This window comes from Flagellimonas olearia (assembly GCF_009184425.1).
Taxonomy (GTDB): Bacteria; Bacteroidota; Bacteroidia; order Flavobacteriales; family Flavobacteriaceae; genus Flagellimonas; species Flagellimonas olearia.
On the sequence record NZ_WELG01000002.1, the window covers coordinates 1,461,872 to 1,482,284 of the forward strand.

Annotated in this window: 14 protein-coding genes and 1 riboswitch; of the genes, 9 read left to right on the forward strand and 5 right to left on the reverse strand. The window is 45.2% G+C overall.

Annotated features, from left to right (window positions below; translation table 11 throughout):
• Window positions 1-125: 125 nt before the first annotated feature.
• The 4 genes from F8C76_RS15955 (at window position 126) to F8C76_RS15970 (ending at window position 6,873) form a co-directional block, all read left to right on the forward strand.
• Window positions 126-1,103, forward strand: a complete 978-nt coding sequence (locus tag F8C76_RS15955) for a pyruvate dehydrogenase complex E1 component subunit beta (protein ID WP_129654778.1) — start codon at window positions 126-128, stop codon at window positions 1,101-1,103.
• Between the two features lie 158 nt (window positions 1,104-1,261).
• A complete protein-coding gene (locus F8C76_RS15960) occupies window positions 1,262-3,757 on the forward strand; it encodes a DUF5686 and carboxypeptidase-like regulatory domain-containing protein (protein WP_152132621.1) in 2,496 nt (831 codons plus the stop codon).
• 75 nt (window positions 3,758-3,832) lie between these two features.
• Window positions 3,833-4,360, forward strand: coding sequence for an inorganic diphosphatase (locus tag F8C76_RS15965; protein ID WP_152132622.1), 528 nt, complete (start codon window positions 3,833-3,835; stop codon window positions 4,358-4,360).
• A gap of 113 nt (window positions 4,361-4,473) precedes the next feature.
• Window positions 4,474-6,873 (forward strand): sodium-translocating pyrophosphatase, encoded by a 2,400-nt coding sequence (locus F8C76_RS15970; RefSeq protein ID WP_152132623.1) that lies wholly within the window; start codon window positions 4,474-4,476, stop codon window positions 6,871-6,873.
• A 215-nt stretch (window positions 6,874-7,088) separates the two neighbouring features.
• Here the strand turns inward: F8C76_RS15970 and F8C76_RS15975 are convergent, their stop codons facing one another.
• The 5 genes from F8C76_RS15975 to F8C76_RS15995 form a co-directional block, all read right to left on the reverse strand.
• Entirely contained in the window at window positions 7,089-7,805 is a 717-nt protein-coding gene (locus F8C76_RS15975) for an energy transducer TonB (protein WP_152132624.1), read from the reverse strand.
• A 126-nt stretch (window positions 7,806-7,931) separates the two neighbouring features.
• On the reverse strand, window positions 7,932-8,372 hold the full coding sequence (locus tag F8C76_RS15980; protein ID WP_152132625.1) for a DUF1801 domain-containing protein: 441 nt from the start codon (window positions 8,370-8,372) through the stop codon (window positions 7,932-7,934).
• 5 nt (window positions 8,373-8,377) lie between these two features.
• On the reverse strand, window positions 8,378-9,658 hold the full coding sequence (locus tag F8C76_RS15985; protein ID WP_152132626.1) for a serine hydrolase domain-containing protein: 1,281 nt from the start codon (window positions 9,656-9,658) through the stop codon (window positions 8,378-8,380).
• A 27-nt stretch (window positions 9,659-9,685) separates the two neighbouring features.
• Window positions 9,686-9,898, reverse strand: coding sequence for a hypothetical protein (locus F8C76_RS15990; RefSeq protein ID WP_152132627.1), 213 nt, complete (start codon window positions 9,896-9,898; stop codon window positions 9,686-9,688).
• A gap of 116 nt (window positions 9,899-10,014) precedes the next feature.
• Entirely contained in the window at window positions 10,015-10,632 is a 618-nt protein-coding gene (locus F8C76_RS15995; protein WP_129654762.1) for a deoxynucleoside kinase, read from the reverse strand.
• Between the two features lie 321 nt (window positions 10,633-10,953).
• Here F8C76_RS15995 and metK point away from each other — a divergent pair, with 321 nt between their 5' ends.
• From metK to F8C76_RS16020, 5 genes are all read left to right on the forward strand, one after another.
• The gene (gene metK, locus F8C76_RS16000) at window positions 10,954-12,207 is read left to right on the forward strand and encodes a methionine adenosyltransferase (RefSeq protein ID WP_152132628.1); all 1,254 of its coding nucleotides are present in this window, start codon (window positions 10,954-10,956) and stop codon (window positions 12,205-12,207) included.
• 104 nt (window positions 12,208-12,311) lie between these two features.
• Window positions 12,312-14,246: a CocE/NonD family hydrolase gene (locus F8C76_RS16005; RefSeq protein WP_152132629.1), complete on the forward strand. Its 1,935-nt coding sequence runs from the start codon at window positions 12,312-12,314 to the stop codon at window positions 14,244-14,246.
• A 74-nt stretch (window positions 14,247-14,320) separates the two neighbouring features.
• A riboswitch (SAM riboswitch) is annotated at window positions 14,321-14,430 on the forward strand.
• Between the two features lie 110 nt (window positions 14,431-14,540).
• Window positions 14,541-15,818 carry an O-acetylhomoserine aminocarboxypropyltransferase/cysteine synthase family protein gene (locus tag F8C76_RS16010; RefSeq protein WP_152132630.1) on the forward strand — a complete coding sequence of 426 codons (1,278 nt, stop codon included), beginning with the start codon at window positions 14,541-14,543 and terminating at the stop codon, window positions 15,816-15,818.
• 32 nt (window positions 15,819-15,850) lie between these two features.
• Window positions 15,851-19,234 (forward strand): bifunctional aspartate kinase/homoserine dehydrogenase I, encoded by a 3,384-nt coding sequence (gene thrA, locus F8C76_RS16015; protein ID WP_152132631.1) that lies wholly within the window; start codon window positions 15,851-15,853, stop codon window positions 19,232-19,234.
• Window positions 19,231-20,403: a trans-sulfuration enzyme family protein gene (locus tag F8C76_RS16020; RefSeq protein ID WP_152132632.1), complete on the forward strand. Its 1,173-nt coding sequence runs from the start codon at window positions 19,231-19,233 to the stop codon at window positions 20,401-20,403. The genes thrA and F8C76_RS16020 overlap by 4 nt, the downstream gene beginning before the upstream one ends.
• The last annotated feature ends 10 nt before the right edge of the window (window positions 20,404-20,413 follow it).

Genomic DNA, 20,413 nt, shown 5'->3' on the forward strand with positions numbered 1-20,413 from the left:
ATTTATTATGCATGCATAATAAATTTTGCTCTTTTTTTGATTTATCCCCAAGCATTGTTCTTTTAGTTTTTGCTATTTTTGCTTGCGTTTTTAAGCACACTAACAAAACTTTTTAGCATCAGTTAATGAAAACACTACAGTTTAGGGAAGCAATTGCGGAAGCCATGTCCGAGGAAATGCGAAGGGACGACACCATTTATTTGATGGGGGAGGAAGTAGCTGAATACAATGGGGCCTACAAGGCTTCCAAAGGAATGTTGGATGAATTTGGACCGGAACGCGTATTGGACACTCCCATTTCTGAGTTGGGGTTTGCCGGTATCGGTGTAGGTTCTGCCATGAATGGCAACCGTCCCATTATAGAGTTCATGACCTTCAATTTCTCCTTGGTGGGAATTGATCAGATTATAAACAATGCCGCTAAAATTCGACAGATGTCCGGTGGGCAGTTCAACTGTCCTATCGTTTTTAGGGGTCCTACCGCTTCTGCAGGCCAATTGGCGGCCACGCACTCCCAGGCTTTTGAGAGTTGGTTTGCCAACTGTCCGGGATTGAAGGTGGTTGTGCCTTCAAATCCAGCTGATGCCAAAGGATTGTTGAAAGCGGCCATCCGTGATGATGACCCTGTAATTTTTATGGAGTCGGAACAGATGTACGGTGACAAAGGTGAAGTGCCCGAAGGTGAATATACCATTCCGCTGGGTGTTGCGGATATCAAAAGGGAAGGTACCGATGTGACCATAGTTTCTTTTGGTAAAATCATCAAGGAAGCTTACAAAGCAGCTGAAGAATTGGAAAAAGAAGGGATTAGTTGCGAAATCATCGATTTGCGCACCGTGCGTCCCATGGACTACGAAGCCATCCTTAATTCCGTGAAGAAAACCAATAGAATGGTCATCTTGGAAGAAGCCTGGCCTTTTGGAAATGTGGCCACTGAAATCATTTACCATGTACAGGACAAGGCGTTCGATTATTTGGATGCCCCTATTGTGAAAATAAACACAGCCGACACTCCGGCACCCTACTCACCTGTGCTTTTGGCCGAGTGGTTGCCCAATCACGAGGATGTCATTAAGGCTGTTAAGAAAGTGTTATATAAATAGCTTGCGTATATTTGTAAGGTATATTAGCCCCGTCAACCATGTTGATGGGGCTTTTTTAACGGAACAGTTTTTGATAAGAAGTTACTTTTAAACCAAAATTTGACCTAAAGTGCAGCTGGAAAGCCCAACGGTTTTTCCAATGTCCCATATATCAAAACATGAAGAGATTCCTAGCCGTTTTCTTTTTCCTTTCCTCTTTGACCATTTTCTCGCAGACCAAGGTGGGCGGTATTGTATTGGATGAATCCGGCGAACCCATTGCCTTTGCCAATATCATCTTTAAAAACTCATCCGAAGGGACCATTACCAATGACAATGGTAGATTCTACTTGGAATCGGACGATACCTATGAAACCATCACGGTTACTTTTATTGGGTATGAGAGTAAGGATATTGATTTGCCCCAAAAGGTGAACTACGGATTGGAGATCGTGTTGAACGAATCCATGGAGCAGCTAAAAGAGGTTATTGTATATACCGGAAAGCAGTCCAAAAAAGATAACCCGGCGATTGATATCCTCAGAAAAATATGGGCCAAGAAACGTGAAAATGGGGTTCGTAAGTTCAAACAATACAAGTACGATAAATACGAAAAAGTTGAGTTCGATCTCAATACCATAGACAGTGCATTGATCCAAAGTAAACTGTTCAGGGGGTTGGAGTTTATGTTCGAGGATTTGGATACCTCGAGGATTACGGGGAAGACCTATTTGCCCTTCTTTTTGAACGAAACCTTTTCCAAGGTGTATGGCGACAATATTTTAGATCGTGAAAAGGAGGATGTCTTGGGGAACAAAAGCTCTGGATTTGAAGGCAATCAGGCCATCACCGCATTTGTGGAAGACCTGTACTCTGATTACGACATCTACGATAATTACCTGCGGTTTTTCGATAAAAGCTTTACCAGTCCATTGTCCAAAACAGGGGTGGACACTTATAATTATGTACTATCGGACAGTACCTATATCGACAACAAATGGTGTTATAACATCATCTATTACCCCAGACGAAAGAACGAACTCACTTTTAAAGGTGACTTTTGGGTGAACGATACCACCTTCGCGATCAAGAAAATTAACATGCAGGTCACCAAGAGTGCCAACATCAACTGGGTAAAGGAAATTTATATTGAACAGGATTTTGATGTGGTCAACGATTCGGTCTTTTTGCTGAAACGGGACTATATGCTCAGCGACTTTGCCTTCTCCAAGAAAGAAAAATCGAGAGGAGTGTACGGAAAGCGTACCACCGTCTTTGATCATTATGAGTTTGATTTAAGTCGACCCGAGTCGTTTTACAAAGCGGAATCCGACCCCTATGACCCAAGGGTCTTTTCGCAGGATACCACTTTTTGGAAAAATGCCCGGCTTGAGAATCTCACGGATGACGAATCGGGAATCTTTCAACTTTTGGACACTCTGAAGACCGTTCCCAAGTTCCGGACCTATTATGATATTGTGAGCATCTTGGGCTCTGGGTATATAGAAATTGATAAGTGGAACATAGATATTGGCGATGTTTACAGCACCTTTGGTTATAATGATGCCGAAGGAATGCGCCTTAGGGCAGGGGCCCGTACCTATTTTGGCCAAAATGATACCTGGCGATTGGAGGGCTATATGGCCTACGGGTTTGGGGATCATAAGTTTAAACATGGACTTTCGGGTAAGTTCTTGCTGGACCGAAAGACCAGATTGATTCTTTCCGGTGGAAACCGAAGGGATATAGAACAGTTGGGACTTAGCCTCACCAGCACCAACGATGTGCTGGGAAGGAGTATTGCTTCATCCTCATTGGTCACAGTGGGTTCCAATGATCGGCTCACCAATATTAACCTTTCCACATTGGGGCTGGAGATGGAACCCGTCAAGAATTTCCGGATTCGTTTGGGGAGTTCTTTGCGTACTCTGAGTTCGGCCTTGCCGGAAGCCTTTAACCTAGATTATGTGGATGCGGATTCACCAACAGGCATTTCATCCGAAGTAAAACAGTTTGATGTTAGTACGACCTTGATATATACACCGGGCAAAAGAACCATTGGGTATGGTGTGGAACCGGCCAATATCAACGATGATCATAGCGCCGTGGTGTTGAATTACACCAAAGGGATCAGTGGCTTTTTGGAGAGTGATTTTGACTATGAGCGACTTCAGTTTTCTTATCGACAGCCTTGGCAGGTAGGTGGTTTTGGTAGGTTAACCACCAGCGTGGAACTTGGGAAGACCTTTGGAGAAGTCCCTTTATCGCTTTTGAGCGTAATTCCAGGTAACCAAACCCTGTTCTCATTATACAATGTATTCCCCAATCTGGATTTCTACGAATTTGTGACCGATACCTATGCTACCGTGCATTTGGAGCATAATTTTAATGGGAGACTGTTCTCCAGAATTCCATTTTTACGCAAGTTCAACCTGCGTGAAATTGTTGGGTTGAGAGGCGCTTGGGGCCAAATTTCGGATGAAAATATCGCACTGAGTGCCCCTGCCAATATCCCATTGATGGCTCCCGAGGACCAGATTTATTGGGAATATTCGTTTGGGGTGGGCAACATCTTCAAGATTTTGCGCATCGATTTTAACTTTAGGGGAAATTATCTGGATAATCCAGATGCACGTCCGTTTGGAATCACGGGAACCTTCGGATTTAATTTTTAATTAATACGAATAACGCAATTTCATTACCCCATTCCATCTATACGGGCTATTTTTGTAGAAAATAAAACTTCAAGCATGTCCAAAAGAGAACCCGTTACCTTTGATGTCCTAATTGAAATACCAAAAGGTAGCCGAAACAAATACGAATACGACTTTACCCTGCACAAGATTCGGTTCGATCGAACCCTATTTTCCTCGATGATGTATCCTGGGGATTACGGTTTTGTTCCAGAGACCTTGGCCTTGGACCACGACCCCTTGGATGTATTGGTGTTGGGCACCGAACCCACCTATCCCATGGTGGTCATGGAAGTGAAGCCTGTTGGAGTATTCCATATGACCGATGAAAAAGGACCGGATGAAAAGTTGATCTGTGTTCCCGTTTCCGACCCTATTTGGAGCAAACGGGATGATATCAGTGAACTGAACCCACATAGACTAAAGGAAATCGAGCACTTTTTCCAGGTATACAAGGACTTGGAAAAGAAAAAGGTCGACACCGGAGGTTGGGGCGGTGTGGACGAAGCCATAGAGATTTACCTCGAATGTGTGAAACGCTATGATGAAAGCGAACACAAAAAGAAACGTACTTATACCATATAAGGAACAATCGCCAAGAAATTATGCGCTTTTATTAAATAAAAGCGCATTTTTTTTATTACTCCGTATTTTACTACATTAGCTGCCATTAAAAAAATCTTAAACAACTACTAACTATGGATTTGATTGTGAAATTTTTGCCCGTGTTTGGTATCCTGGGCTTGTTGTACGTGTTCATTAAAAACGTATGGATTTCTAAGCAGGAAGTCGGGGATGAAAAGATGGCAAGAATTGCCAAGAACATTGCAGATGGTGCAATGTCGTTCTTGAAGGCTGAATATAAGATATTGAGCATTTTCGTTGTTGCCGTAGCCATTTTACTGTTCTTCAAGGGCAGCAACGAGGCAGGTTCCAATGGCATGGTGGCCGTTTCCTTTATTGTTGGGGCCATTTGCTCCGCATTGGCTGGATTCATCGGAATGAAAGTGGCCACTAAAGCAAACGTGCGTACCACAAATGCCGCCAGAACTTCTTTGGGTAAGGCCTTGGAAGTGGCTTTCGCCGGTGGGGCCGTAATGGGTCTCGGTGTTGTAGGTCTTGGCGTTTTGGGATTGAGCGTGCTCTTTATGGTGTATAGCGGACAAGGATGGGAACTCAGTGAAGTATTGAACGTACTTTCTGGATTCTCCTTGGGAGCATCATCCATAGCACTCTTCGCCCGTGTGGGTGGAGGTATCTATACCAAAGCGGCCGATGTTGGTGCTGACCTTGTAGGTAAGGTGGAAGCCGGTATTCCCGAAGATCACCCCTTGAACCCTGCCACCATTGCAGATAATGTTGGTGATAATGTGGGGGACGTTGCCGGTATGGGGGCCGACCTTTTTGAATCGTATGTAGGTTCCATTATTGGTACCATGGTATTGGGGGCCGTTTTTGCGGGTCTTCCAGAATTCCAAGCCGCTTTTGACGGTCTTGGGGCCGTATATCTTCCCTTGGCGTTGGCCGCAGTGGGGATTGTAATGTCCATTATCGGGACGTTCTTTGTTAAGGTAAAGGATGGTGGAAACCCACAGACAGCTTTGAACATTGGTGAATTTGGTTCTGCTGGACTTATGTTGATCGCATCCTATTTCTTGATTACTGGAATGCTTCCAGAGTCTTGGATTGAAGGAGGAAAAGAATACTCTTCCATGGGTGTTTTCTGGGCTACCATTGCCGGTCTTGTTGCCGGATTGTTGGTAGGTAAGGTCACCGAATATTATACAGGAACAGGAACTAAACCTGTGAACTCCATTGTGCGTCAGTCCGAAACCGGTTCTGCCACAAACATTATCGCCGGTTTGGGTGTGGGGATGATGTCCACCGCCATTCCAATCATATTGATTGCCGCCGCAATTTTGGTTTCACACTATTTCGCAGGATTATACGGAATTGCCATCGCAGCCGTAGGGATGTTGGCCAATACCGGTATCCAGTTGGCGGTTGATGCCTACGGACCTATTTCCGACAACGCGGGTGGTATTGCCGAGATGGCTGAATTGCCAAGTGAAGTGCGTGAGCGTACCGATAAATTGGATGCCGTTGGAAATACTACTGCTGCCATTGGTAAAGGTTTTGCCATTGCTTCCGCGGCTTTGACCGCTTTGGCATTGTTCGCAGCCTTTATGAAGACTGCCGGCGTAACATCCATTGACGTGTCCCAGCCTGATATCATGGCGGGACTATTGATCGGGGGAATGCTTCCTTTCGTGTTCTCTGCCCTTTCCATGAATGCCGTAGGTAGAGCTGCCATGGCTATGATCGAGGAGGTACGTCGTCAGTTTAGGGATATTCCCCAATTGAAAGCAGCCCTTGAGGTAATGCGTAAATACGACGCTGATATTTCAAAAGCTACTGAAGAAGATAGAAAGATTTTTGATGCCGCCGATGGTGTGGCCGAATATGAAAAGTGTGTGGCCATTTCCACACAGGCTTCCATTAAGGAAATGGTCTTCCCAGGATTGTTGGCGATTGCCGTTCCTGTGGCCGTTGGGTTCATTGGAGGTGCTGAAATGTTGGGCGGATTGTTGGCCGGTGTAACCACAGCTGGGGTGTTGATGGCCATCTTCCAATCCAATGCCGGAGGTGCTTGGGATAATGCCAAAAAGACCATCGAAAGTGAAGGTCGCAAAGGCTCTGATGCCCATAAAGCTGCCGTGGTTGGAGATACCGTTGGAGATCCTTTCAAGGATACCTCAGGGCCATCCTTGAACATCTTGTTGAAATTGATGTCCGTTGTGGCTTTGGTCATCGCGCCAAGTTTGGTAAGTCTATCCCCAGCAGATGAGTTGAGTATGGTCAAGGAGGATGCTACTGTCATCACCATTTCTGAGGAAGGAATGAAAGAGACCAAGACCATTGCCAAGAAGTTCTTAGTGGAGGTAAGCAATACTGCCGATGGTGCTTTCAAGGCTATCGTGACCTCTAGCTACGAAGCCAATGGAAAAGTAGTGGATGAGATAGAAGAGTTCACTGCTGATACCAAAGAAGAGGTAGAGCGATTGGTGGAAGCATATAAAAACAAGACGAAGCAATAAGGAATTTGCTTTCAATACGAGTAAAAACCACGCCTTTGGCGTGGTTTTTTTATTTTGAATTCAGCCTATGTTCGATTTCTCGATCGTCCTTGCGGTCCTCTTTTTAAAATGACATGTTTTCTTGATGGATTTCTCAGTCGCTACGTTTCTTCGAAATAATCCTGCCGTTTCTACCGTCATTTCGAACCCACCTTGGGAGTGTGAGAAATCTTAAATCAATTCAACTTAAATGTAATGGGTATGGAGAAGGGTACCTTTACGGCATTGCCCCGTTGCTTGCCCGGAGTCATACGGGGTAGTTTGGAGATGATACGGGCCGCTTCGCCTTCCAAACTTTCATGGGGACCACGCATGCGTACATCGCCGATGGTACCATCCTTTTGAATGGTGAACACCACATTTACCCGACCTTCCAAACCCATTTCTTGGGCAATTTCAGGATAGCGGATGTTTTTTTGGATATGTTTTTGCATCATTTCTTGAAAGCAAATCTTCTTTTCTTCTTTGTCGGTTACATTTTCGCAACCTGGAAATATAGGGGCATCTTCAACAACAATAAAGGATACTTCTTCGGGTATATCCTCATCAACGACCTCAATGTCTTCATAGGTAATGATTTCGGTATCTTGGTCGGTTTCTGAAGATTCAATGACAGTTTCTTCCAAATCTGTATCGTCTTCCACGATTTCAATAACTGGAGGGGCTTGGATTTGAGGAGGTGGTGGGGGTGGTAATTTTTGGATGGTAATTGGAATCTCCTCATCTGGTAGCACATCTGGATTTATAAGGGAAATATCCCAATCTGGGGTTTCATAATACGTCTTCCACTCCAATGCGGTGTAGATAAGGAGCAATACCAAGAACATCCCCATAAAAAAGTAAAGGAGGCTGTTCCGTTTCAATTCCACATGCTGATTTTTCTTTGGTTCCATGATTTTCAAGTTTTAATGGCCCGTGAGGGTCGCAGTTCGTACCCTTAAACTACTTTGAAAATCACCCCAAAAAAACCTGTAATGAGTGAACGCCCCTTTTGGATTAGGGAATGACCTTGATGAGGTTCAAGATGGGTTTTGTATGCCTAGTGTGGGGAGGTGTTTCACCTTGTGATAGGTAAGGGCGGCCCTTATACAATGCTTCAGTTCTTCCACAGCGATTTCATCATCCTTTTGGAAAACAAGGGCTCTTTTCCCTTCAAATTCAAAAACATTCTGGAAGGTTGCCTTGAACGTTTCCACCAATCGGCTGGTGCATTTAAAGTACAGGGCATATTGATTGGGGGTTTTGGATTTCCAATCCATCCGTATGGTACTGCCATTTTTGGTCAAATAACTGGGTTCACCCCATTTCAGGGTCTCTTCAAGTGAGGATATATCCTCAGTTTCCTTGGCAGTTTCCACAATCAACTCCCGAAGCACTAACAGCTTTTCCCTAGCCCAATCGGGATAGCGGTCGAATACCATTTTTACTTCGGGATTTGTGGTTATCTGAAGATTTCCCATAAAAATCAGTCGGTCAATGCCTGATAGATCAAGGCGCGGAGTTTTCCATGGTCGTCAATTTTTCCGGCAGGGATCAATTGGGTAAAATAGACCACCACCAAGTCTTCCTCAGGATCTACCCAATAGGAGGAATGATACGCGCCACCCCAACCGTATTCACCTTTGGAGCCCAATACCCCTCGTCTGCCCAAATCCTCCACAACGGAAAAGCCCAAACCGAATCCAGTGCCGTTTTCCCAAGGATAAATTACATCGCTGGCCAAATGGTTCACGGTCATGAGTTCCACGGTTTTGGGTGAGATGACCTGCTTTCCGTTAAAAGTTCCCTTGTTGAGGGTCATTTGAAGGAATTTGGCATAGTCCATGGCGGTGCTCAAAAGACCGGCACCACCGGAAAAGCTTTTTCGTGGACCATTCACATAAGCCCCTTGTCCTACCATATGCCCAGGTTCGGGCGCGCGTTCCAATCCGTTTTCGGTAGCGGAATACACCGTGGCCAAACGTTGCCTTTTGTCCTTGGGAAGATAAAAATGGGTGTCGTTCATACCCAGTGGGTCCAGAATGTTTTTCTTGATGAAGACATCCAAAGGTTCGCCGGAAACTACCTCGATCAAGGCGCCAAGAATATCGGTGTTATAGCCATACACCCATTTTTCACCGGGTTGGGATTCAAAGGGGAGATCGGCCATGCGGTTGATGGTCGCTTGGATGGGTTCGTTGCGGTCTGCAAAATACCATCCTTGGATGTTGGCGGCTTTCCATTGGTCTTTGGCTATGCCACTGCCGTAGGATACTCCCGAGGTGTGGGTGAGCAGATCGCGGACGGTGATGGGCCTTTTGGCCTTCACCACATCATAAGAGCCATCCTCCTTGGCTACGGCCACCTTGGTTTCCATAAAAGCGGGCATATATTTTCCCAAGGGATCACTGATGAGCAATTGGCCTCGTTCCTGAAGGATCATCACCCCAACACTAATAACGGCCTTGGTCTGCGAAGCAATCCTAAAAATGGAGCTTTCGGTCATGGGGATGTTGTTCTCCATATCGTTCTTTCCAAACGACTGCAAATAGGCCACTTTTCCTTTGCGGGCCACCAGTGCCACCGCACCGGACAGTTCGCCGTCATCCACATACTCCTGAAAGGTCTTGGTGAGTACGTTGAGGCGTTCGGAAGATAGGCCTACCTGTTCGGCAGGGACTTTGGCCAACTCTTGGGCCGTGGTGCCCACATAAAGTAGGGATACAAAGGCAAACAGTAAAAACTTGGAAAACGATAGGGTTCTCATAATGGGTTGATTGTGATGATTATTTTCTTATTTCTGGATTTCCAACAGCTCCATGGCCTTTTTCAACTCTTCTTGGAGTTCATTAAAGCCAATGGCATGGCCAATGTTGATGAACTCCTGAAAATGGCTCCGAAGATTTTGATATAATGTTTCTCTAAGTTGATTGCTCAATTGTACCACTTCCTTGGTCTGTTCCATACTTTCCAACTGCTTGTAGAGCTTTATGATATCTGAATTCATGGTGTTGGTTTTCTGATTTTTACAGGGTAAAATCTTGAATGCAAAAACTAAATATACCCATATCCCTTCAAAAAAGGAGTGGTATAAAGTTGATAAATAAGTTCTGGCGTAAAAAATTATTCAAACAAGCCGTGGATCTCCGCGTCAATGCGGTTGATCACCTCACCTAAATCCTCGGGGGAGTCCACAAAGTTGAGGTTGTCCACATCAAAAATGAGCAATTTCCCCTTTTCGTAAGTATTGGCCCAAGCTTCGTAGCGTTCGTTCAATCGGCTGAGGTAGTCAATGGAGATACTGTTCTCGTAATCCCGCCCGCGCTTGTGGATTTGGTTTACCAAATTGGGAATGGAACTGCGAAGGTAGATCAACAGGTCTGGCGGTTGCACCAAGCTCTCCATCAACTCAAAAAGGCTTTTGTAGTTTTCAAAATCCCGGTTGGTCATCAACCCCATGGCATGCAGGTTGGGCGCAAAAATATGGGCATCCTCATAGATGGTCCTGTCTTGGATCACATCCATGCCAGTTTCACGGATTTTAAGAATCTGTCGGTAGCGACTGTTCAAAAAGTAGATCTGCAGGTTAAAACTCCATCGTTCCATTTGGGTGTAGAAATCATCCAAGTATGGATTGTCCACTACATCCTCAAAATGGGCGTCCCACTTATAATGTTTGGCAAGTAAGTTGGTTAAGGTGGTCTTTCCGGCGCCAATGTTTCCTGCTACCGCAATATGCATGGGATGATGTTGTTTAAAGTTGGTGTATTAGGTTGGGGAACCAACGCGCAATATACAAAGTATATCCAGTAGAAGAAAAAAAACCGGTTGAAATGGGAAACTTGTGAACAGTGATAAAACAAAGTTTTAAAATATGTTGCAAATATGTACTTTTGCCCATCTGAATGAGGATAGATTTGACTGATTGCAACCTCAGTCGCCCAAAGGTTGGGTGTACAAAAATGCTAAAGCAGTTTATACTGAACCTGGTTCGGGCTTCTTGGTGAAGCATTGTAAACTTCTTACGCCTTTCCGTCAAAACTATCCATTTAAATTAGAATCATGGCATATTTGTTTACCTCAGAATCGGTAAGTGAGGGACACCCAGATAAAATTGCAGATCAGATCAGTGATGCCCTTTTGGATAATTTTTTGGCCTTTGACCCCGAGAGTAAAGTGGCCTGTGAAACCTTGGTGACCACGGGGCAGGTGGTTTTGGCGGGTGAAGTGAAGAGCCATACCTATTTGGACTTGCAGAGCATTGCCCGGGAAGTCATAAACAATATTGGTTACACCAAGGGGGAGTATAAGTTCAGTGGCGATTCCTGTGGGGTGATTTCCTTGATCCATGAGCAATCCCAGGAAATCAACCAAGGGGTGGATCGCGGAAGCAAGGAAGAGCAAGGTGCCGGTGATCAGGGAATGATGTTCGGGTATGCCACCAAGGAAACCGATAACTACATGCCCTTGGCCTTGGATATTTCGCACAAGATCTTGCAGGTTTTGGCAGAATTGCGACGTGAAGGTACTCAATTGACCTATCTACGACCTGATGCTAAGGCACAGGTGACCATAGAATATTCAGACGATAACGTGCCACAACGCATTGATACCATTGTGGTCTCCACACAGCACGATGAGTTTGGAACGGATGCCGAGATGCAGGCCAAAATCAAGGAAGACGTAATAAATATTTTGATTCCAAGGGTCAAGGAACTTTTGCCTGAAAATATCCAGAAACTATTCAACCATACCATCAAATACCATGTAAACCCCACCGGAAAGTTTGTGATTGGTGGCCCACATGGCGATACAGGCCTTACTGGCCGTAAGATCATCGTGGATACCTACGGTGGAAAGGGAGCCCATGGTGGTGGTGCCTTTAGTGGAAAAGACCCCAGTAAGGTGGACCGTAGTGCGGCTTACGCTGCGCGACATATTGCCAAAAACTTGGTGGCTGCAGGAGTGGCCAATGAAATTTTAGTTCAGGTGAGCTATGCTATTGGAGTAGTGGAACCCACTTCCATTTTTGTGGACACCTATGGGACCGCCAATGTGGATCTGACCGATGGTGAGATTGCCAAAAAGGCATCCGAACTCTTTGATATGCGACCTTTTGCCATTGAGGAACGCTTAAAACTGCGCAATCCCATTTATTTGGAGACGGCAGCCTATGGTCATATGGGAAAACAACCCCAAACCTTGACCAAGGTTTTTGAATCGCCCTACAATGGAAAAGTAGAAAGGGAAGTGGAACTCTTCACTTGGGAAAAATTGGATAAAGTGGATGCCGTGAAAGCAGCCTTCAACCTATAAAGAAAAATAACCACACTAAACGAAGGAGTCTCGAAAGGGGCTCCTTTTTTGTTTGGGATACTCTGTGGAACTTTAGTAGTTTTAGGGAATCTAAATACAAAGTGATGAAAAGTTTGGTCAAGGTTCTGTTTCTAAGTGTTTCCCTGTTGTTTGTGGTCAGTAGTTGTAAGAAGACTGTAAAAACCGAGGGTCAACAAGTTGATACTTATGTGCAAGATCATTACACCAAGCAGGAGGTGGATATTGAGATGCGGGATGGGGTAACATTACATACTACCATTTACTCCCCAAAAGATACTTCCAAGGAATATCCCATTTTAATGCAACGGACTCCCTATAGCTCACGCCCTTATGGTGAAGGCAATTTTAGAACGCAGATCGGGCCCAATGTGCATTTAATGAAGGAAGGGAACATTATTGTGTACCAAGATGTGAGGGGGCGTTGGCTCAGTGAGGGTCATTATGAGAACATGCGGGCCTATATTCCCAACAAGACTTCCAATGATCAAGTGGATGAAAGTTCGGATACCTACGACACCATTGATTGGTTGGTGAACAATGTGGAGAACAACAATGGCAATGTTGGGGTCTGGGGGATTTCATATCCCGGGTACTATGCCACCTATGCCACGGTGGATGCGCATCCGGCTTTAAAGGCCGCTTCACCCCAAGCTTGTATCGGGGATTTCTTTTTTGACGACTTTCATCACAACGGGGCCTATTTATTGAGTTATTTCAGGGCCACCTCCCTTTTTGGAACACCACGCCCCAATGGTGATCAGCCCATCGACACCGCATGGTATGTGTTGCCGGAATTGCCCACGGAAGACCAATATCAATTCTTCTTGGATGCCGGCCCGTTGAAAAACCTGGATTACTTTTTTGAATATGAAACCGCGGACACCCCAAAAATGCGTCCCGAGGGTGTGACCGATGACTTTTTCTGGAATGAGCTAAAGGAACATCCCAATTATGATGAGATGTGGCAAAGCAAGGGGCTCATCCAACACCTGAAAAATGTAAAGAGCCATGTGGCCACCATGATTGTGGGAGGATGGTTTGACGCCGAAGACCTTTATGGACCTTTGGAAACCTACAAAAACATTGAAAAATACAATAAGGGTAACTACAATACCATGGTTTTTGGTCCGTGGGATCATGGACGTTGGTCCAGACGGGATGGCCGAAGCGTGGTGGGCAATTATTATTTTGGGGATTCCATTGCAGAGTTTTATCAGGATAATATTGAAACCAAATTCTTCAATCACTTCTTGAAGGGTGATGGCGATATGAATTCCGGTCTTCCCGAAGCCTACGTGTTTGACACGGGTAAAAAGGAATGGAAACAATACGATACGTGGCCGCCCGCAAATATGATGAAACGGACCCTATACCTTTCCGAAAATCAAGAATTGACCTTGGAGCAAAAAGGAACCGATGGAATCCAGTTTATCAGTGATATAAAAAAGCCGGTGCCTTATTCCGAAGATGTGAAAACCGTGTTCACCCCGAGAAAATACATGACGGATGATCAGCGGTTTGCCGCAAGACGTTCCGATGTGTTGGTGTTTGAAACCGAGGTGATGGATGAGGACCTTACCTTGGCGGGCGATATTATGGCGCATTTAAAAGTGGCCACCACGGGAACAGCAGCCGATTGGATTGTCAAGATTATTGATGTGCATCCTGCTGATGCTGAAACCAACGAGGAAATGCAGGACCACCTCAAAATGAGCAATTACCATTTAATGGTACGGAGCGAGGTGTTGCGTGGGCGTTTTCGAAACAGCTTTTCCAATCCGGAACCTTTTACGCCCAATCAGAAGACCGATGTGGACATCAAGCTCCAAGATGTGTTCCATACCATCAAGAAAGGACATAAATTACAGATTCAGGTGCAGAGTACCTGGTTTCCCCTTATCGATTTGAACCCGCAGACCTATGTGGACAATATTTTTAAAGCGGATGAATCCGACTTTAAGACCCAAACACATACCGTTTTTACCGATTCGAACATTGAGTTTTCGGTTTTACGCTAATTTTTGCCAAAAGATTAGGAATTTCGGTGTTTCCATCAGTATATTTGTCCCCACAAGTTCAAACACGTATTGATTAGTTATCAAGAAAGGTGGAGGGAATAGACCCTGTGAAGCCTTAGCAACCCTTGGCCCCTAGTGCCAAGAAGGTGCTACATTCTATCCTGTTAATGGGAATAGATAACGACGATCGATTTTTTTCGATTTCACTTTCTTATAACTTTTTGATTTATCTATGGGCCATGCCCTTGGGTTTGACTTTTACGTATTGTTTTAAAAATTTAAAAAAGAAAAGTCATGAGTAATCAAAAATTTGCAACCAACGCTTTACATGCCGGACACGATACTACCCAAACAGCGGGTACAAGGGCAGTGCCTATTTATCAGTCCACCTCGTATGTGTTCAACAACACGGACCATGCGGCCAACTTGTTTTCCTTGGCAGAACTGGGCTTCATCTACACCCGATTGAACAACCCAACCAATCAGATTTTACAAGATCGTTTGGCTGCTGTTGAAGGTGGTGTGGGTGCAGTGGTATTTGCTTCCGGGACATCCGCTATTTCAACAGGGTTGTTGACCCTACTAAGGGCGGGAGACCATATTGTGTCTTCGAGCAGTTTGTATGGAGGTACCTATAACTTGTTGAATGTGACCTTGCCAAGGTTGGGCATTACCACCACTTTTGTGGATGCATCCGACCCTTCCAATTTTGCAGCCGCCGTGCAGGATAATACCCGTGCCTTCTTTGTGGAATCCTTGGGGAACCCCAAGTTGGATGTGCTTGATTTAAAAGGAATATCCAATGAAGCCAAAGCGGCACAAGTACCTTTTATTGTGGACAATACTGTGGCCACTCCCGGATTGTTGAATCCGATTGAGCATGGGGCCAATTTGGTGATCCATTCTTTGACCAAATACATTGGTGGTCAGGGGAACTCCTTGGGTGGGGCCATCATTGACGCCGGTACGTTTGATTGGGCCAATGGAAAGTTTCCTGAGTTTACCGAGCCCTCCGCAGGTTACCACGGTTTGGTATACCACGAAGCCTTGGGTGCTGCAGCCTTTACCTTTAAATTGATTTTGGAGGGACTACGTGATTTTGGGGGGGCTTTGAGTCCGTTCAATGCCTTCCAGATTTTACAAGGGTTGGAAACCTTGCCTGTTCGAATCAAACAGCACAGTGAAAATGCATTGGCATTGGCTGAATGGCTGGAAAGTAGGGATGAGGTTGCCTGGGTCAATTACCCTGGGTTGAAAAGTAGTGAGTACAATGATTTGGCAAAAGAATATTTGCCAAAAGGCCAAAGTGGAATCGTTACCTTTGGGGTAAAAGGTGGGTTTGAGGCTGCCAAACAGCTGACCGATGCCACCCAGATATTTTCATTGTTGGCGAATATTGGCGATACCAAATCCTTGATCATACACCCTGCCAGTACCACGCACCAACAATTGAACGAAGAACAACAGGAAAGTGCCGGTGTGACCCAAGATTTAATTCGATTGTCGGTAGGCCTTGAGGATATCGAAGATTTAAAAGCCGATTTGGAGCAGGCCTTTGCGTCCATCGGATAAAATAATAGAATACGCATATTACAGATACTTTCATGTTACAGCATCTTAACATACCGCAATTCACCACACAAAATGGTACCACCCAGGATTTGCAACTGTCCTATCAGCTTTTTGGGCAGCCCTTGTATTCGGCTCCCATTGTTTTGGTAAACCATGCCCTAACTGGAAATTCCAATGTGGCGGGTGAACACGGTTGGTGGTCCGATCTTATCGGTAAGGATAAGTCCATCAACACCGATATCTATACCATTTTGTCCTTTAACATTCCAGGAAATGGTCATGACGGTTTTGTGATCGATAATTACAAGGATTTTGTGGCAGGGGATATCGCAAGGATTTTTCTTTTGGGATTACAACAGTTGAAGATAGACCGATTGTACGCCATCATTGGCGGGTCTTTGGGTGGGGGTATTGCCTGGGAAATGGCCGCATTGAACCCAAGGATCACGGAACATTTGATTCCCGTGGCCTCAGATTGGAAGTCCACGGATTGGCTTATTGCCAACTGCCAGATCCAGGAACAATTTCTGGTGAACTCCAAGCAGCCTGTTCATGACGCCCGTATGCATGCGATGCTCTGTTATAGGACTCCTGAATCCTTCAAGGAACGTTTCAAACGGAGTACCAATGAGGAACTTCAGGTCTTTAACGTGGAGAGCTGGTTGATGCACCATGGAAAGAAACTTCAGGAACGGTTCCAACTATCTGCTTATAAGCTGATGAACCAATTGCTGAAGACCATAGACATTACCCGAAATGGGGATGAGGGTTTCAAGGAACTGCAGGATAGTGATACCAAGATCCATATTATTGGGGTCAACTCGGATCTGTTCTTTACGGCTGAAGAAAATAGGGAAACCTTTAAACGTTTGGCCCAGGCCAATACCAATGTCACCTATGGTGAAGTGCAGTCGTTGCATGGCCATGATGCTTTTTTAATGGAGTTTGAACAGCTGGAAAAGCTGTTGGAAGCTGTTTTTCCCAAAAAGGGAAAACAAGAGCGCATCAAGGTCCTGAAGTTTGGAGGGAAGTCCTTGGCCAATGGTGAGGGCATTGAAAGGGTGTTGAACATCATCACCAAAAGAGCATCGGAACATGAGAATTTTGCCGTGGTGGTCTCGGCCCGGGGCAAGGCTACGGACCAATTGGAGAACATGCTTGAAAAAGCGGCAAGAGGTGAGGAGTTTGAAGAAGCTTTAGCTGCTTTTTCCGCCTACCAGAAGAATGGTTTTTCCGTAGCTATTGAAGAAGAACTTAAATCCATAGAGAAAATATTGAGTGGGGTATTCCTCACCGGGGATTATAGCTTGAGGACCAAAGACGAGTTATTGTCTTTTGGGGAATTGATTTCCGGAAAGACTGTTGCCACACTTCTGAATGAAGCAGGGTTAAAGGCACAGTTGATAGATTCCAGAAGTTTGATCAAGACCGATGATACTTATAGCAATGCCGAGGTGGACCAGAGTCTTTCCAAAGAAAATGTGATTCGTTGCTTCCATGATCTGGATTCCAATACCATTCCAGTGGTGACCGGTTTCATTGCTTCCAACAAAGATGGGGTAACCACCACTTTGGGTAGGAATGGTACCAACTATTCGGCTGCTTTGTTGGCCAATTTCTTGGATGCTTCGGAACTCATCAACTATACCCATGTGGATGGGATTTTTACGGCCAACCCGGATTTGGTGAGCGATGCCAAGCTCATTGATGTGATATCGTATGACGAAGCGAATGAACTAGCCAATTTTGGGGCAACCATTCTACATGCGAAGACCATAATCCCACTTATTGAAAAGAACATTCCTTTGCGCATCTGCAACACGTTCAATGATGATAACGAAGGAACCCTGATTGGTCCAAAAACCCAAAATGGGGGCATTAAGTCCCTTTCGGTTTTGGACAATATGGCCCTCATCAACTTGGAAGGAAGGGGCCTTTTGGGCAAGGTAGGTATAGATGCCCGGATCTTTAGGGCGTTGGGTCAGAACGATATCAGCGTTGGTATCATTTCCCAAGGCTCTTCGGAACGGGGGATTGGTTTGGTGGTCGATTTATCCAAAGCGGAGAAGGCCAAAAAAGTCTTGGATGCAGAGTTTGAGACCGACTACTCTTCGCAGGACATCAATCAGATAACCGTGGTTAAGGATGTATCGGTGATCTCCATTGTGGGTATGGACCTGAGCAGTTTCCATAAACCTTTTAACGCCTTGGCGAAGAACCAAGTAATCCCCTTGCTTTTCAACAATACCGTTACGGGTAAGAATGTGAGTATGGTGGTGAAAAAATCAGACCTCCATAAGGCTGTCAATGTGATTCACGGGCAAATTTTTGGCATTGCCAAAAAAGTGAACCTGGCCATTTTCGGACACGGTAATGTGGGTGGTACGCTGATCGATCAAATCTTGGATTCCCAAAAAAGCATAGAGGAACGAAAAGGGATTGGCTTTCGGGTATTTGCGGTGGCCAATTCCAAAAAGGTATTGCTGGATGCCTCTGGAATTGGATCGGATTGGAAGGAAAGATTGGAAACGGAAGGTATCCCTTACCAGATGGAAAGTGTGGTGTCCTTTGCGCAAACCCATCACTTGGAGAACCTCATTGCAGTGGACAATACCGCGAGCAAGTCTTTTGTGGAGAACTATGAAACCTTGGTCAAGCACGGTTTTGATTTGGTCTCTTCCAATAAAATAGCCAATACGCTGAGCTTTGAGAAATACAAATCCATACGAAAGTGCTTGGATAAAAATCAAAAACAGTACTTGTACGAGACCAATGTGGGGGCAGGGCTCCCCTTGATCGATACCATTAAGCTCTTGCATCTTTCCGGTGAGAACATAACCAGGATCAAAGGGGTGTTTTCAGGTTCGTTGAGCTATATTTTCAACACCTTTTCGGAGCAGGATATTGCATTCTCGTCCATTGTCAAGGAAGCTATGGAGAAGGGGTATACCGAGCCGGACCCGCGTGAGGATCTGTCCGGTAATGATGTGGGTAGAAAGTTGTTGATCTTGGCCCGGGAACTGGATCTTCAAAATGAATTTTCAGATATAGAAGTGGAAAATCTAATCCCAGCAGGACTAAGGACGCTTGAGTTTGATGCCTTTATGGAGAAGATAGGGGATATGGATGCCATCTATCATGACATTAAAAACGCACAAAAGGAAAACCATGTGCTCCGTTATGTGGGAGATCTTCATGGCGATCTTCAGCAAGACAAGGGTGTCTTGGAAGTGAAATTGGTGTCTGTACCCAAAGAAAGCGCCTTGGGGCAAGTAAAGGGGTCGGATTCCATTATTGAAATCTATACCGAGTCCTATGGAGAGAACCCATTGGTGATCCAAGGAGCTGGAGCTGGAGCAGCTGTAACGGCTCGAGGGGTTTTTGGTGATATATTAAGAATAGCAGAAAAGATATGAGCGAGCATAAGAAGCAATTTGAAACGGAAGCGATCAGAACGCAAATGGAGCGTTCCCAATATTTGGAACATTCTGCACCCATGTACCTTACTTCGAGCTTTGTGTTTGAGGATGCCGAGGACATGAGGGCTTCCTTTGCCGAGGAAAAGGACCGCAATATTTATTCGCGTTACGCCAATCCAAACTCCTCTGAGTTTATCGAGAAGGTTTGTAAAATGGAGGGGGCCGAAAGTGGTTTTGCCTTTGCATCGGGTATGGCTGCCGTATTTTCTACCCTGGCAGCGCTGTTGGAAAGTGGGGATCATATCATCTCTTCCAAAAGCATATTTGGGTCTACCCATAGCCTTTTTACACAGTTTTTCCCAAAATGGAACATTGGCACCAGCTATTTTGATGCCAATGATTTGGACAGTATAGAAGCATTGATTACGCCCAAAACTAAAATCATTTATGCCGAATCGCCGACCAACCCAGGTGTGGATGTATTGGATTTGGAGGCATTGGGCAACATTGCAAAGAAACACGGACTTATTTTTATTATCGATAATTGTTTTGCTTCGCCCTATTTGCAACAGCCCATTAAGTTTGGTGCGGATTTGGTGATCCACTCTGGGACCAAGCTCATGGATGGTCAGGGACGGGTTTTGGCCGGTATTACCGTGGGAAGCCATGAGTTGGTGGACAAGGTATACCGTTTTTCCCGAATAACCGGGCCAGCACTTTCACCGTTCAATGCATGGGTGTTGTCCAAAAGTTTGGAAACCTTGGCTGTACGGGTGGACAGGCATTGTGCGAATGCTTTGGAGTTGGCCAATTATCTGGAAAAGCATGATAAAGTGGAATGGGTAAAGTACCCGTTTTTAAAGTCTCATCCCCAATATGAAATTGCCAAAAAGCAGATGAAGGCTGGTGGTTGTGTGGTGGCCTTTGAGGTAAAAGGAGGACTGGAAGAAGGACGTAGGTTTTTCAATAGCATAAAATTGTTGTCCCTTTCTGCCAATTTAGGGGATTCTCGAAGTATAGTGACGCACCCGGCATCTACCACGCACAGTAAACTCACCAAAGAGGAACGGGAGGCCGTTGGGATTTCAGATGGTACGGTACGGGTTTCGGTTGGACTGGAACACATACAGGACATTATAGCGGATATTGAGCAGGCTTTGGGCTAAAACCTATGCG